Source organism: Caballeronia sp. LZ003 (genome assembly GCF_031451465.1).
In the GTDB taxonomy this organism is placed as follows: Bacteria; Pseudomonadota; Gammaproteobacteria; order Burkholderiales; family Burkholderiaceae; genus Caballeronia.
Window position 1 is genome coordinate 197,504 of the sequence record NZ_JARUXJ010000003.1, and the last position, 13,353, is coordinate 210,856.

The following is a 13,353-nucleotide window of genomic DNA, read 5'->3' on the forward strand; positions in this document are numbered from 1 at the left end:
ATAGATGCATCCACGCTTTGCATATTCTTCCGACGGTAATAAGCGCATGACGATACGGCCTTTCTCCAAGCGCGATCAAATGACTAGACTCGAAGGTTTTCACGCGTCCAGCCAAGTCGATTATGCCTCGCCAGATCCGGTTCAATGCCTTCATGATGAATTGCGTGGGGCATCTCGCGCCCGGTCAGTGGACAGCGCCCGCAGACGATTCAGTCGGCTATCTCGACACCCGCTATTGGGTCGAGCTTGCAAAGGTGCTGGAAGAGGGCTGTTTCGACGGCCTCTTTCTCGGCGATGTCACCGGCATCTACGATGTCTACGGCGACAGTCCCGCCGCCGCGTTGCGCACCGCCGCCCAGGTGCCGATGAACGACCCCGTGCCGCTGATTCCCTTGATGGCGCACGCGACCAAGCACCTGGGCTTCGGCGTGACGGTATCGGTGGCTTATGAAGCGCCGTATCTGCTGGCGCGGCGCTTCACCACGCTCGATCAGTTGAGCCGGGGACGCGTCGCATGGAATGTGGTGACGTCATATCTGCAAAGCGGCGCGTTGAGTCTCGGGCAGACGGAACTGCGCGCCCATGACGAACGCTACGATCGCGCCGATGAGTTTCTCGAAGTCTGCTACAAACTTTGGGAAGGAAGCTGGCAAGAAGGCGCATTGTTGCGCGATGCCGAACGCGGCATCTACGCCGACCCCGCGCGCGTGCGCAAGATCACACACAAGGGCCGCTACTTCGAAAGCGAGGGTATTTTCCAGTGCGAGCCTTCGCCGCAGCGCACGCCGCTTCTGTTCCAGGCGGGCGGATCGACGCGCGGCACGGCATTCGCGGCCAAGCATGCGGAATGCATCTTTCTCGGCGCGCCCACGCGCAATGGCTTGCGCAAGTCGGCGCAGTCCATCCGCACCGCGCTCACGGAAGCGGGCCGCGCACCGGACAGCGCATTGCTGTTCGCCATGCTGACCGTGATCGTCGATGAAACCGCCGAACGCGCGCAGGCACGCTATGCCGCGTATCAGGCGCGCGCGAGTTACGAAGGTGCCCTGGCGTTGTTATCCGGCTGGACGGGCATCGATCTTTCGCGCTATAAGCCCGACGATACCCTCGCTTACGTCGATACCGATGCCGGCCAGTCCGCACTTGCATCGTTCAGCAAGCTGGACCCGGAACGCGTGTGGACCGTGCGCGATGCGGTGGAATTCGTGACGATCGGCGGACGCGGCGCGGTCGTGGTCGGCGATGCGGCTCAGGTTGCCGACGAATTGCAGGCGCTCGTGGAAGAAACGGATATCGACGGCTTCAATCTCGCGTGGGTAGAGTCGCCGCGCACGTTCCGCGATATCGTCCAATATCTCGTGCCCGAATTGCAAAGGCGCGGTGCGTACAAGACCGAATATGCAGAAGGCACCCTGCGCGAGAAGCTGTTTGGCAACGGCGCCTATCTGCAAGCGCCGCACGTCGGCGCGAGCTATCGATAAATGCTGCTAGTCCCTTAGCGCCCCAGCGAATATGAATCCACGAAATCGTTCGTGGCGCGGCACCCGGTTCGCATCGGACAATCGAAGGTCCGACTTTTCCCGGAGTGTCACACATGAGCGGCGAAGCCCCGCGCCAGTTGCATCTGAACATCAACGCGCTTCATTCCGGCTTCGTGCCTTCCGCATGGCGTCTGGCCGACGCCGATCCGCACGCCTTCATCGATATCGATCATTACGTGCGTCTCGCGCAGATCGCGGAGCGTGGCTGTCTCGACGCAATCTTCCTCGCCGATAGCGCCGCGATCACCGACCAACTCGACATGCGCCCGATCACGGCGCTCGAACCCACGCTGCTGCTCGCGAGCGTCGCGGCCGCGACGAAGCATATCGGGCTGATCGCGACGGCATCCACGAGTTACAACGAGCCGTTCAACCTTGCGCGGCGCTTCGCCACGCTCGATCTGATCAGCGGCGGCCGCGCGGGCTGGAACATGGTCACGACGGCCGATCTGCCTTCGGCACGCAACTTCGGGCTGGAAGCCGTCCCGGATCACGCCGAACGCTATGCGCGCGCGGAAGAGTTCGCCATGCTCGTGAAGACGTTGTGGAATAGCTGGGAGGACGACGCGCTCGTTGCCGACAAAGCCACCGGCCTGTTCGTCGATCTCGGCAAGCTGCATCCCGCCGCGCATCGCGGACGCTTCTTCGCGGTGCAAGGCGCGCTCAATCTGCCGCGCTCGAAGCAAGGGCATCCGGTGCTCGTGCAGGCGGGCGCATCCGGCGACGGGCGTGATCTCGCGGCGCGTCATGCGGAAGCGGTGTTCTCGGCGTCGCAATCATTCGACGAATCGAAGGCGTATCGCGAGGATCTGAACGCGCGTGCGGCGTGTTACGGACGCGGGCCGCATGCGGTGAAAGTGCTCGCAGGTCTCACGACGATCATCGGCGCGACGCAGGCCGAAGCCATCCGCCGTCGCGATGAACTCGTCGATCTCATTCCATGGCGCTACAGCCTGAACCGGATTGCCGGCACGCTCGGCATTCCCGCCGATTCTCTCTCGCTCGACGAGCATCTTCCCGAGAATCTCACGCTGCCCAACAACGGCAACGGTAATCACACGTTCTTTCACGCGACCATCGCGCAGGCGCGCGCGCATGGCTATACGGTGCGCGAACTCATCCGCGCGCTGGCGGGCGGCGGCGGGCATCGCGTGATCGTCGGCACGCCCGAACAGGTTGCCGAGGACATCGCGCACTGGTTCGACGACGGCGCCGCCGATGGCTTCAACCTCATGCCCGACGCGTTGCCGGGCGGGCTCGAAGCCTTCGTCGATGGCGTCGTGCCAATTCTGCAAAAGCGCGGAATCTTCCGACGCGCTTACGAAGGGACTACCTTGCGCGGGCATTTCGGGCTCGATGTGCCGGCGGGGTATCGAGTGAAAGAGGCGGTTTAGGCGAGTTAAACAGCGCTCAAACGATCAACGCCCGGTCATGCCGGGCGTCGTCGCTTACATCACACGCGCATTACTTCTGCGGCGCGCCGTCCCATGCCGGCAAGGTCGCACCGTGATACACCTTCAGGATCGTCGCGGCGACGTTGGCCTGCTGATAACTCGTCTGCAGCGTCTTGACCCACGGCGCCTGCGCATCTTTCGCGTTCACCGCCAGAAAGTTGCGATACGGATTGCCCGGCACTTTCTCCTGCGCAATGCGTTCCTGCGGAATCTGGATGCCCGCTTTGATGGCCCAGTCGGTGTTCACCACGGCAGCGTCCACGTCGCCGATCGCGCGGCCGACGATACCCGCATCGAGTTCCTTGATCTGGACATGCTTCGGATTGTCGGCAATGTCACGCGCCGTCGGCAGCAACCCGACGTTGTCGCGCAGCTTGATGACGCCATTCGCCTGCAGCAGCAAGAGCGCACGGCCTTCATTGCTCGGATCATTCGGCACGGCGATGGTTGCGTTCTGCGGCAGCGCGGCGACCGACTTCACCTTGCGCGAATAAAGCCCGATAGGCTGCACGTAAGTGAAGCCGACCGGCACGATGTCGTAATGGCGCGCCTGAATCTGCGCATCGAGATAAGGCTTGTGCTGGAACGAGTTGGCGTCGAGATCGTGTTGCGCGAGCGCTTCGTTCGGCTGGGTGTAATCCGCGAAAGTGGTGACCTTCACCGTCAGGCCCTGTTTGGCTGCGTTGGCCGCCACCGTGCGCCAGACATCCTCGTCCTCGCCCGACATGATGCCCACGCGCACCGTCTGATTTGCCGCGAACGACGGTGCGGCGCTCATCACGCCGCATGCAAGCAGCAGGGAAAACAGCGCGGTTTTTATCGGCGACTTTATTTTCATGGGGCAAAAGCTGATAAGTTGGGAGAGACGTGATGCTAGAGGCGGCAGCGCTTCGCGACAAATAATATCGAGCGCTATCGATATAGCGCCTTTTCGTTTGCCGTGACGGGCGGTTTGAGCGCTATATAAGGCATGCAGGCGGTGTATTGCTTTGCAGAAAACCTTGTTTGTGAAAGCGTTGCGGGCGGCCTAGATTTGATTCATTCACCATCTGAAGGGGATGAGCCATGCCGCAGTTCCTGTCGCACTATCTCCAAGCCATCTACGCGCCCGCCGGACGCATGCGTGAGCGCTGGCAATTGCGGTCGTTGGAACGTGCGCGCGCCGCATGCGGCTGCAATGCCACGAGCGTAATCGAGCTGCCCGACGACGAAAGCACGCGCGCCGACCGGCTCGAACACATCGCGCTCTATGCGCGCGCAGGCTACTTCAACATGGGCTATACGGTCGATCTATTTCAGTCGCCCGCCGATCTTCCGCCGCACTGAATCCGCATCCGCATCGACGCGCCACGATTCCCGCGCGTCGGTTCATCGTCGATCCAAGCAACGTTTGCATGCCTGAAGTAACGTAAGCGCTGACCTGGACTCGAACCGATTTCACATGACCCTTTCCCGACAACTGCATCTCGGCGCATTCATGCGGCCGGTGAGCCTGCATACCGGCGCGTGGCGTTTTCCCGGCGCGTATGCGGATGCCAACTTCAATTTCCGCCATCTCAAGCAGTTCGTGCAAAAGCTTGAGAGCGCCTGTTTCGACGCATTCTTCATGGCCGATCACCTCGCCGTGCTCAACATGCCCGTGGACGCGCTCAAACGCAGCCACACCGCGACATCCTTCGAGCCGTTCACGCTGCTTTCCGCGCTGGCTTCGGTGACGGAGAAGATCGGGCTGGTCGCGACGGCATCGACGACATTCGACGAGCCGTATCACATCGCGCGGCGCTTTGCCTCGCTCGATCACTTGAGCGACGGACGCGCCGGATGGAACCTCGTGACCACGTCGAACCCGGATGCCGCATTGAACTTCGGCCGCGAGGATCACATGGAGCACGACGAGCGCTATCGCCGCGCGCGCGAGTTCTATGATGTCGTCACGGGCCTGTGGGACAGCTGGGCCGACGACGCGTTCGTGCGCGACACCGAAAGCGGCCTCTTCTTCGATCCCGCCAAACTTCACGTGCTCGGTCACAAGGGCGAATATCTGTCGGTGCGCGGCCCGTTGAATATCGCGCGGCCGGTGCAAGGCTGGCCGATCGTCGTGCAGGCCGGATCATCGGAAGCGGGCAAGCAGCTTGCGGCCGAAACCGCCGACGCGGTCTTCACCTCGCAACCGAATCTGGCCGCGGGCAAGCGCTTTTTTGCGGATGTAAAGAGCCGGCTCGATGCACTCGGCCGCCCGCGCGAGCACCTGAAGATTCTTCCCGGCGCGTTCGTCGTGGTGGGCGACTCGCGCGAGGAAGCACGCGAGAAGCGCGCATTGCTCGATACCTTCGTGCATTACGAAAGCGGTATCGCTTCGCTTTCCATCGCGCTCGGTCACGATGTCTCCTCGTTCGATCCCGATGGTCCCTTGCCCGAGATTCCCGAGACCAATGCGAGCAAGAGCGCGCGCGAACGCGTGGTCGAAATGGCGCGCACGGAAGGGCTGGCCATCCGGCAACTGGCGCAACGCGCGGGCGGCTTTTCGGGCTTGCAGATGATCGGCACGGCAACCGATATCGCCGATGAAATGGAGCAGTGGCTCGCCGAGGAAGGCAGCGACGGCTTCAATGTGATGTTCCCGTATCTGCCCGCGGGTCTCGACGATTTCGTCGACAAGGTGGTGCCGGAATTGCAGCGGCGTGGCATTTTCCGGCGCGCGTATGAAGGCAACACGTTGCGCGAGCACTTCGGTTTGCCAAGACCCGGCAACCGCTTTTTCCCCGCGAATAACGCATAAGCTTATTCGCACACACGCATCCACCGCCTTATATGCGCCGTGCGCCTAGCCGCGTCACGGCGTATTCATTTGCAAATGACATTTGCTTGGTTCCGCTTTTGGCGCGCGTCTCGCATAGTAGGGATTGATGGCTATAGACGTCTTTTCTGAAGACGTTCTGGCGCCTGCCTGCCTCTGCTTTACGACCCTATCCCAAGGAACTCCGCATGTCCGATCGTTCTCTCTCGCTGTCGCGCCGGCGTGCGCTCGCGCAACTGGCCGCCGTCAGCGCAGGCGCCTTCGCGTCGAGCCGCCTCTTTGCCGCCGATGCAGGCAAGACCTTGCGCATCGGCTATCAGAAGTACGGCAACTTCGTGGTGTTGAAGGCACGCGGCACGCTCGACAAGCGGCTTGCGGCGCAAGGCGTCACCGTGCAATGGCTCGAATTTCCCGCTGGTCCGCAATTGCTCGAAGGGCTCAACGCGGGCGCGGTGGATATCGGCACCGTCGGTGAAACGCCGCCGATCTTCGCGCAAGCCGCGGGTGTCGATTTCGTCTATGTCGGCAACGAGCCATCCGCGCCGCGCGCCGAAGCCATCGTCGTGCCGAAGGATTCGCCCATTCGAACGGTGGCCGAGCTGCGCGGCAAGAAAGTCGTGCTGAACAAAGGCTCCAACGTTCACTATCTGCTCGTGGAAGCGCTCAAGAAAGCGGGTTTGGCCTACACGGATATCCAGCCCATCTATCTCGCCCCCGCCGATGCGCGCGCCGCCTTCGTGCAAGGCAGCGTCGATGCATGGGCGATCTGGGACCCGTATCTCGCCGCCGCCGAGAAGCAGGCGAACGCACGTCAAATCACCGATGGCACGAACCTCGTGCGCAACATCCAGTACTACCTCGCCACGCGCAAGTTCGCCACCGCGCAACCGCAACTCGTGCGTGCCGTGCTCGAAGAACTGGATCTGGTCGATCGCTGGGCGCGCGACAACATCCCTGCCGTCGCCACGCAACTCGCGCCCCTCGTCGGTCTCGATGCGGGCATTCTCGAAGTCGCGCTGAAACGGACGGCTTACGGCGTGCAGAGCGTCGCGCCTGCAACGCTCGAATATCAGCAGCAGATCGCCGACGTGTTTAGCAACCTCAAGCTCATTCCGAAGAAGCTCGACGTCACCGAAGCGCGCTGGAACGTCGCGTAATTCTCAGTAGATTCGGGTTAGCAGTTTCGCGCACATTCTTAGCGCGAATCGATGGTTGGGCAAGCGTCGCCGCGTCGCTAGACTGACCCGAGCGCCGGGCTGTTTCTCAAAGCCGCATGCCCGTCTTCACGACACAACGAATTCGAAAGGCAGACCTCCCGATGAATGTTTTCTGGTTCATTCCAACTCATGGCGACAGTCGTTATCTCGGCACGTCGCAAGGCGCGCGTGCCGCTAATTACGACTACTTCCGCCAGATCGCGGTCGCCGCCGACACGCTCGGCTACGAAGGCGTGCTCTTGCCGACGGGCCGTTCTTGCGAGGACGCCTGGGTCGTGGCTTCGAGCCTGATTCCCGCCACCAAGCGCCTCAAGTTTCTCGTCGCGATCCGGCCGGGCTTGAGTACGCCGGGGCTCTCGGCGCGCATGGCATCGACGTTCGACCGGCTTTCCAACGGGCGCTTGCTCATCAACGTGGTGACGGGCGGCGACCCGACCGAACTCGCGGGCGATGGCGTCTTCGAAAGCCACGACACGCGCTACGAAATCACCGACGAGTTCCTGAGCATCTGGCGCGGTCTGCTCGAAAAGTCTCACGACAGCGGCAGTATCGATTTCGACGGCAAGCATCTGCGTTCGCAAGGCGGCAAGGTGCTGTATCCGCCGGTGCAGAAGGCGCATCCGCCGCTATGGTTCGGCGGGTCGTCGCCGGCTGCGCACGAGATCGCAGCCAAGCATATCGACACTTATCTCACGTGGGGCGAGCCGCCCGCCGAAGTCGAGAAAAAGCTCGCGGACATCCGCAAGCGCGCTGCCGCCGAAGGCCGCAGCATCAAGTTCGGCATTCGCCTTCATGTGATCGTGCGTGAAACCGAAAAGGAAGCCTGGGCCGACGCGGACCGCCTCATCAGCAGGCTCGACGATGAAACCATTCAGCGCGCGCAAGCATCGTTCGCGAAAATGGATTCGGAAGGACAGCGCCGCATGGCCGCGTTGCATGGCGGCAATCGCGATAAGCTCGAGGTGTATCCGCATTTGTGGGCCGGCGTCGGCCTCGTGCGCGGCGGCGCGGGCACGGCGCTCGTCGGCAATCCGGAACAGGTCGCCGGTCTCATGAAGCAGTACGCGGAACTCGGTATCGATACCTTCATTCTCTCGGGCTATCCGCATCTGGAAGAGTCGTATCGGTTCGCCGAACTCGTGTTCCCGCTCTTGCCGCGCCAGCAAAAGGAAGCGGCGAACGGGCCGCTCTCGGGGCCGTTCGGCGAAGTGATCGGCACGTCCGAACTGCCGAAGGTCGCGCAAAGCTGAGTATCGTCATGGCAAATCAATCTGCTCGAACGGCTTTGGGCGGCATCGGTGCAAAGGCGCTGCCCTGGATCGTGCCGCTGCTGATTCTCGTCGCATGGGAAGCGGCGGCGCGCACGGGCGGTCTTTCTTCACGCGTGCTGCCCGAACCGCTCGCCGTGGTGAAGGCGGCGTGGGCGCTCATCTTGTCCGGCGACATGTGGGCCAACGTGAAGGTCAGTGCGTGGCGTGCACTCGCGGGCTTTGCGATGGGCGGCGCCACCGGCTTCGTGCTCGGCCTGGCCACGGGGCTTTTCAAGCCTGCGGAAGTCGCGCTCGATTCGACTGTGCAGATGATCCGCAACATCCCTGCACTCGCGATGATTCCGTTGCTGATCCTGTGGTTCGGCATTGGCGAGGAAGCGAAACTCGTGCTGGTTGCGCTCGGCGTGTTCTTTCCCATCTACGTGAACACGTATCACGGCATTCGTTCGGTGGATCGCGATCTCATCGAGATGGCGCGCAGCTACGGGCTGTCGGGCATGGCGTTGTATCGGCATGTGATCTTGCCGGGCGCGTTGCCTTCCATACTCGTCGGCGTGCGCTTCGCATTCGGGCTGATGTGGGTAATGCTGATCGTCGCCGAGACCATTTCGGCGCAATCGGGCATTGGCTATATGACGATGAACGCCCGCGAGTTTTTGCAGACCGATGTGGTGCTCGTCGGCATTCTGCTCTACGCGCTGCTCGGCAAGCTCGCCGACATGGCGGCAAGGGCCATCGAGCGCGTCACGCTACGCTGGCATCCGGCTTATCAGACCAAGGCGCGCACATGAGCACGGTGAATCCCTCTCTCGAACGAGCCGTTATCGCGCGTCATGCTCCTCGTCCAGGCTCGGTCGTGCGTGCGGCGGAGGGCGATCTCGCGGTATCGCTGCAAGGCGTGGAGAAGCGTTTCGGCGAGCGCACGGTGTTGTCGAAGCTCGATTTTTCGATCGAGCGCGGCAGTTTCGTGTCGATCGTCGGACGCAGCGGCTGCGGCAAGTCCACGCTGCTGCGGCTGATCGCCGGCCTCGAAGCGACCACGGCTGGCGTGCTGCAACGCCGGGCCGCTATGCCGGATGCCGAGTTGCAGGTTCGCATCATGTTTCAGGACGCGCGTCTTTTGCCGTGGAAGAGCGTGCTCGACAACGTGATGCTCGGTCTGCCGCGTTCGGCGCGTGACGAAGCCCGCGCGACGCTTGCCGAAGTGGGCCTTTCCGAGCGAGAACGCGACTGGCCTTCGCAGTTGTCGGGCGGTCAGCGGCAACGCGTGGCGCTGGCGCGGGCGCTGGTGCATCGGCCGGACTTGCTGCTGCTCGATGAACCGCTCGGTGCGCTCGATGCGTTGACGCGCATCGAAATGCACGGGTTGATCGAACGGCTGTGGCGAGAGCATCGATTCACCGCACTGCTTGTCACGCACGACGTGCAGGAAGCGGTGTCGCTTGGCGACCGCGTGGTGCTGATCGAGGAAGGGCGTATCACGCTGGATACGAAAGTGGCGCTGCCGCGTCCGCGCTCGCGTGCGGCAGAAGGGTTTGCGGAGTTGGAGGAGGCGGTTTTGTCGCGGGTTCTGCGGCGGTCGTGAGCGCTAGGATTGGACGTTTTTCGCGTATTTCCGCATTAGAACGTACGGGACGATGTCATGCCAACCTCGGCTCGGGTTCATCGAGCGAACACGAGCATGCCCCGCGATCCAAAACCCAACGCAGCTTGGAACCCCAACATTGATATAGAACACCGTTCGCGGCCATTGCGCAAAGGCGCGTCGTCATGAGAACCGAACACGCGCCTTTCTCCCGACATCACACCACGAAGAACCCATGCGTGCCATCGCGCTCCAGTTGCGCAACGAGGCCGTATTCCCAGTCGAGATAAGCCTGCATGGCTTCGCGCGCATTGCCCACGCCTTCATACGGACGGCGATACCGGTCGATGCGTGGCGACGCAAGCCGTGCTTCCCCGCCTTCGGTCTGCAAACCGGCGCGCACCCACGCGGCGTTGCCGCCTTCGAGCACATGCACGGGTTTGCTCGTGAGCGCCGCGATTTCAGCTGCGGCGTAGGGCGCAAGCGCGCTCGTGCCGCATGTGACGACGTAGCGCTTCGCATCGGGAAGGTCGCGCAGATCGTCGTGAGCGGGCGTGATGCGCGAACGCAGAATCCAGTGCGCGCCGACGATATGCGCCTTCACGTAGTTTGCGCTCGGTGCAACGTCGAGCAACACGACGCCGCTCGCGGGATCGTCGAGTAAAGCCGACAATTCCTTCGGCGCGATGGTCGGCACGGGAGCGGGCGCGGGCCGTTCGGGACGCCACGGGCCGCTCTCGGTCAACGCATCGGGGCCGGCTTCATCGACGACATACGCTTCGACGTTCATCTGCGCGAGCCATGAGGCGGTCATGTTGGCGCGCACGCCGTCATCGTCGAAGAGCACGACGCGTGCGCCGCGCACCGGCGCGAACATCTCCGTTTCCTGCACGAGCTGACCGCCCGGCGCGCTCTGAAAACCGGGCGCGTGCGCGGCTTCGTATTCGGTTGGCGTGCGTACATCGAAACGATACGTCGTGCGCGACGTATCGCGCGCCCAGCGCGCGGCTTCATCGAGCGAGGAACGTCGAACGCCTGCACGTTGCGCAAGGGCAAACGCGGCCTGCCGTGACGCTTGCAGATCGCGAGGCGCGCGTCCCGTGTCATCCTCGAAACGGCGCTTGCTGCCGTGTTCCAGCGTCTGCCCCGCGAGCGTCCAGCCGATGGTCCCATTGCGCAGCGCCGCCACCTTGTTCGGCAGCCCTGCATTCACGAGCGATTGCGCGCCTATGATGCTGCGCGTGCGCCCCGCGCAATTCACGACGATACGCGTAGCCGGATCGGGCGCGAGCGCGCGTGCGCGCAGCACGAGTTCCGCGCCGGGCACGCTCACGCTGCCCGGAATGTTCATGGTCTGATATTCGTCGAAGCGGCGTGCGTCGAGCACGACGAGATCGTCGCCGTTCTTCTGCAGCGCGTCGAGCGTTTCAGCGGAAAGCGAAGGCGTGTGACGCTTCGCTTCGACGAACTCGCCGAAGGCCTTGCTCGGCACGTTGACATCGCGAAAGACTTCGCCGCCCGCGCGAATCCAGCCATCGAGACCACCTGCGAGCAGCGCGATGTTCGTGTAGCCGAGCGCGTCGAGCTTGTCGGCGGCGCGCACGGCGAGACCTTCGCCGGCATCGAAGAGAACGATCGGCACATCGCGGCGCGGCAGACGCGCATGCACGTCGAGTTCGAGACGCGTCAACGAAAAATTGGCTGCGAACAGCGGATGGCTCTGCGCATGCGGATCTTCTTCACGCACGTCGAGCAGCGCGATCTCCTGGCGGGCAAGCAAGCGCTCGCGCACGTCCTCGAAGGTGCGAACGGGATAGGTCTTCATGTCGTGCGGTCTTCCTTCGGTTTTCCAGGCGTTCGAGGCTATCACCGCGCGAGGCGCAAGCGAAATAGCGGATTGGCATAAGGATATGGGCGCGGTTCGCGGCGTGCTCATTAGAAAAGCATGATTCCTTCGTTTGCACCGCCAATCCGCGGCTCGATACTCGGTATCCCGACAATCCCAGGATGCCCCGTTCCATGACCCAAGCCTTCGATCAGCAAGCACGCGAAACGCTGCGCCTCATCGGTCCCGATCCGGACGACTGGGTCGCGAGCCGCGAGGGCATCGACCATAACGTCGTGATCGTCGGCGGCGGCCAGACGGGCGCGGCATTCGCGTTCGGGCTGCGGCGCGCGGGCATCGGCCGGGTGAGCGTGATCGATGCCGCGCCCGACGATACGCGCGCGGGCGTCTGGCAAACCTATGCGCGGATGAATCGCCTGCGCACGCCGAAAAATCTCGCCGGACCCGAGGCCGGTTTGCCGGGTTTGAGCTTTCAGGCGTGGCACGAGGCGCGGCATGGCGAAGCGTTGTATGCGGATATCGAGCGCATCGGACGCGAGCAATGGGCCGAATACCTCGCGTGGTACCGGCACTTTCTCGCCATTCCCATTCGATACGGCACGACCCTGACGCTGATCGAACCGTTGGGCACGCATTTCCGGCTGCATCTTTCAGTGCGGACCGACGAAGGCACTCAGACGCGCGTGGAAACCGCGCGCAAGGTAATTTTAGGCAATGGCGTCGCGGGCAACGGCCGGCCGAATATCGTGCCGCCGCTCGCCGGTCTGCCCGCCACGCACGTTGCTCACACCACCGACGCGATCGATTTCAACGCGTTGCGCGGCAAGTCGGTGGCGGTGATCGGCTCGGCGGCTTCGGCCTTCGATGCCGCCGCGACCGCGCTCGAATCGGGCGCGGCCACCGTGCATCTGTTCGTGCGGCGTGCGTCGCTGCCTTCGGTGCCCGTGAGCCGCGCGAAGGCATATCCCGGCGCCTACGACAACTTCCCCGCTCTGCCCGATGCCACGCGCTGGAAGCTCGCCCTGCGCTTCAGACGCGCCGGTTCGACCGCGCCCGCCGATGCGATCGATCGCGTCGCGCGCTTCGACAATTTTCATTTGCATCTCGGCGCGCCCTGGCAGCATGCCGAAGCCGCGGGCAAGCAAGTGAAGGCGCAAGTCGGCGACGAAACGTTCTCGTTCGATTTCGTCATCGCCGGCACGGGTTACGCGGTGGACCTGCATGCACGGCCCGAGCTTGCGCGGATAGCCGATCACGTTCTGCTCTGGCGCGATCGATACGACGCTGCCGCCGACGAACGCGACGACGCCCTCGGCGCGCATCCGTATCTTGGAGATGCACTGGAATATCTCGAGAAAACGCCGGGCAGCGCGCCGTTTCTGAAGAACATTCATGTGTTCAATCCGGCGGCATTCGTGAGCCGTGGCGTGCCCGTCGGCGACGTGCCGAGCATGAAGCGCGACATACCGGCCGTGATCCGGCGCATCAGCGAAGATCTGTTTCTCGAAGACCTCGATGTGCACGAAGCGCGCATGCATGGCGACGTGCCCGCCGATTTCGACGCCTCGCGCTACGCGCATCGGCTCCATGAGAAAACGGATGCACAGCCGGCTAGCTGAAGCGCGCGACCCGCTTCGTCATG

Annotated in this window: 11 protein-coding genes; 9 read left to right on the top strand and 2 right to left on the bottom strand. The window is 63.1% G+C overall.

The window, feature by feature from the left end:
* Positions 1 to 122 precede the first annotated feature (122 nt).
* Together QCE79_RS18960 and QCE79_RS18965 are read left to right on the top strand one after the other, a co-directional pair.
* Positions 123 to 1,481 carry an LLM class flavin-dependent oxidoreductase gene (locus tag QCE79_RS18960; RefSeq protein ID WP_309846884.1) on the top strand — a complete coding sequence of 453 codons (1,359 nt, stop codon included), beginning with the start codon at positions 123 to 125 and terminating at the stop codon, positions 1,479 to 1,481.
* 113 nt (positions 1,482 to 1,594) lie between these two features.
* Positions 1,595 to 2,935 carry an LLM class flavin-dependent oxidoreductase gene (locus tag QCE79_RS18965; RefSeq protein WP_309846886.1) on the top strand — a complete coding sequence of 447 codons (1,341 nt, stop codon included), beginning with the start codon at positions 1,595 to 1,597 and terminating at the stop codon, positions 2,933 to 2,935.
* A 70-nt stretch (positions 2,936 to 3,005) separates the two neighbouring features.
* On the opposite strand, the gene QCE79_RS18970 is transcribed toward QCE79_RS18965, so the two are convergent.
* Complete coding sequence (locus tag QCE79_RS18970) at positions 3,006 to 3,833, bottom strand: MetQ/NlpA family lipoprotein (RefSeq protein ID WP_250494489.1); 828 nt, start codon at positions 3,831 to 3,833, stop codon at positions 3,006 to 3,008.
* A 227-nt stretch (positions 3,834 to 4,060) separates the two neighbouring features.
* Between QCE79_RS18970 and QCE79_RS18975 the strand changes: the two genes are divergently transcribed.
* The 6 genes from QCE79_RS18975 (at position 4,061) to QCE79_RS19000 (ending at position 9,865) form a co-directional block, all read left to right on the top strand.
* Complete coding sequence (locus tag QCE79_RS18975) at positions 4,061 to 4,321, top strand: hypothetical protein (RefSeq protein ID WP_244830921.1); 261 nt, start codon at positions 4,061 to 4,063, stop codon at positions 4,319 to 4,321.
* A 115-nt stretch (positions 4,322 to 4,436) separates the two neighbouring features.
* The gene (locus tag QCE79_RS18980; protein WP_250510966.1) at positions 4,437 to 5,774 is read left to right on the top strand and encodes an LLM class flavin-dependent oxidoreductase; all 1,338 of its coding nucleotides are present in this window, start codon (positions 4,437 to 4,439) and stop codon (positions 5,772 to 5,774) included.
* A 206-nt stretch (positions 5,775 to 5,980) separates the two neighbouring features.
* Positions 5,981 to 6,949 (top strand): sulfonate ABC transporter substrate-binding protein, encoded by a 969-nt coding sequence (locus tag QCE79_RS18985; protein WP_250494491.1) that lies wholly within the window; start codon positions 5,981 to 5,983, stop codon positions 6,947 to 6,949.
* Between the two features lie 161 nt (positions 6,950 to 7,110).
* On the top strand, positions 7,111 to 8,259 hold the full coding sequence (gene ssuD, locus QCE79_RS18990; protein WP_309846891.1) for an FMNH2-dependent alkanesulfonate monooxygenase: 1,149 nt from the start codon (positions 7,111 to 7,113) through the stop codon (positions 8,257 to 8,259).
* 8 nt (positions 8,260 to 8,267) lie between these two features.
* Positions 8,268 to 9,071 (top strand): aliphatic sulfonate ABC transporter permease SsuC, encoded by an 804-nt coding sequence (gene ssuC / locus QCE79_RS18995; RefSeq protein WP_250469224.1) that lies wholly within the window; start codon positions 8,268 to 8,270, stop codon positions 9,069 to 9,071.
* Positions 9,068 to 9,865 carry an ATP-binding cassette domain-containing protein gene (locus QCE79_RS19000; RefSeq protein WP_309846894.1) on the top strand — a complete coding sequence of 266 codons (798 nt, stop codon included), beginning with the start codon at positions 9,068 to 9,070 and terminating at the stop codon, positions 9,863 to 9,865. The genes ssuC and QCE79_RS19000 overlap by 4 nt, the downstream gene beginning before the upstream one ends.
* 217 nt (positions 9,866 to 10,082) lie before the next feature.
* On the opposite strand, the gene QCE79_RS19005 is transcribed toward QCE79_RS19000, so the two are convergent.
* A complete protein-coding gene (locus QCE79_RS19005) occupies positions 10,083 to 11,690 on the bottom strand; it encodes a rhodanese-like domain-containing protein (RefSeq protein ID WP_309846896.1) in 1,608 nt (535 codons plus the stop codon).
* A 194-nt stretch (positions 11,691 to 11,884) separates the two neighbouring features.
* Between QCE79_RS19005 and QCE79_RS19010 the strand changes: the two genes are divergently transcribed.
* Positions 11,885 to 13,330: an NAD(P)/FAD-dependent oxidoreductase gene (locus QCE79_RS19010; RefSeq protein WP_309846897.1), complete on the top strand. Its 1,446-nt coding sequence runs from the start codon at positions 11,885 to 11,887 to the stop codon at positions 13,328 to 13,330.
* Positions 13,331 to 13,353: the final 23 nt, after the last annotated feature.

Coding starts and splice junctions, on each gene's coding strand:
- QCE79_RS18960 (WP_309846884.1), top strand. CDS start 123: ATGCCTCGCCAGATCCGGTTCAATGCCTTCATGATGAATTGCGTGGGG.
- QCE79_RS18965 (WP_309846886.1), top strand. CDS start 1,595: ATGAGCGGCGAAGCCCCGCGCCAGTTGCATCTGAACATCAACGCGCTT.
- QCE79_RS18970 (WP_250494489.1), bottom strand. CDS start 3,833: ATGAAAATAAAGTCGCCGATAAAAACCGCGCTGTTTTCCCTGCTGCTT.
- QCE79_RS18975 (WP_244830921.1), top strand. CDS start 4,061: ATGCCGCAGTTCCTGTCGCACTATCTCCAAGCCATCTACGCGCCCGCC.
- QCE79_RS18980 (WP_250510966.1), top strand. CDS start 4,437: ATGACCCTTTCCCGACAACTGCATCTCGGCGCATTCATGCGGCCGGTG.
- QCE79_RS18985 (WP_250494491.1), top strand. CDS start 5,981: ATGTCCGATCGTTCTCTCTCGCTGTCGCGCCGGCGTGCGCTCGCGCAA.
- ssuD (WP_309846891.1), top strand. CDS start 7,111: ATGAATGTTTTCTGGTTCATTCCAACTCATGGCGACAGTCGTTATCTC.
- ssuC (WP_250469224.1), top strand. CDS start 8,268: ATGGCAAATCAATCTGCTCGAACGGCTTTGGGCGGCATCGGTGCAAAG.
- QCE79_RS19000 (WP_309846894.1), top strand. CDS start 9,068: ATGAGCACGGTGAATCCCTCTCTCGAACGAGCCGTTATCGCGCGTCAT.
- QCE79_RS19005 (WP_309846896.1), bottom strand. CDS start 11,690: ATGAAGACCTATCCCGTTCGCACCTTCGAGGACGTGCGCGAGCGCTTG.
- QCE79_RS19010 (WP_309846897.1), top strand. CDS start 11,885: ATGACCCAAGCCTTCGATCAGCAAGCACGCGAAACGCTGCGCCTCATC.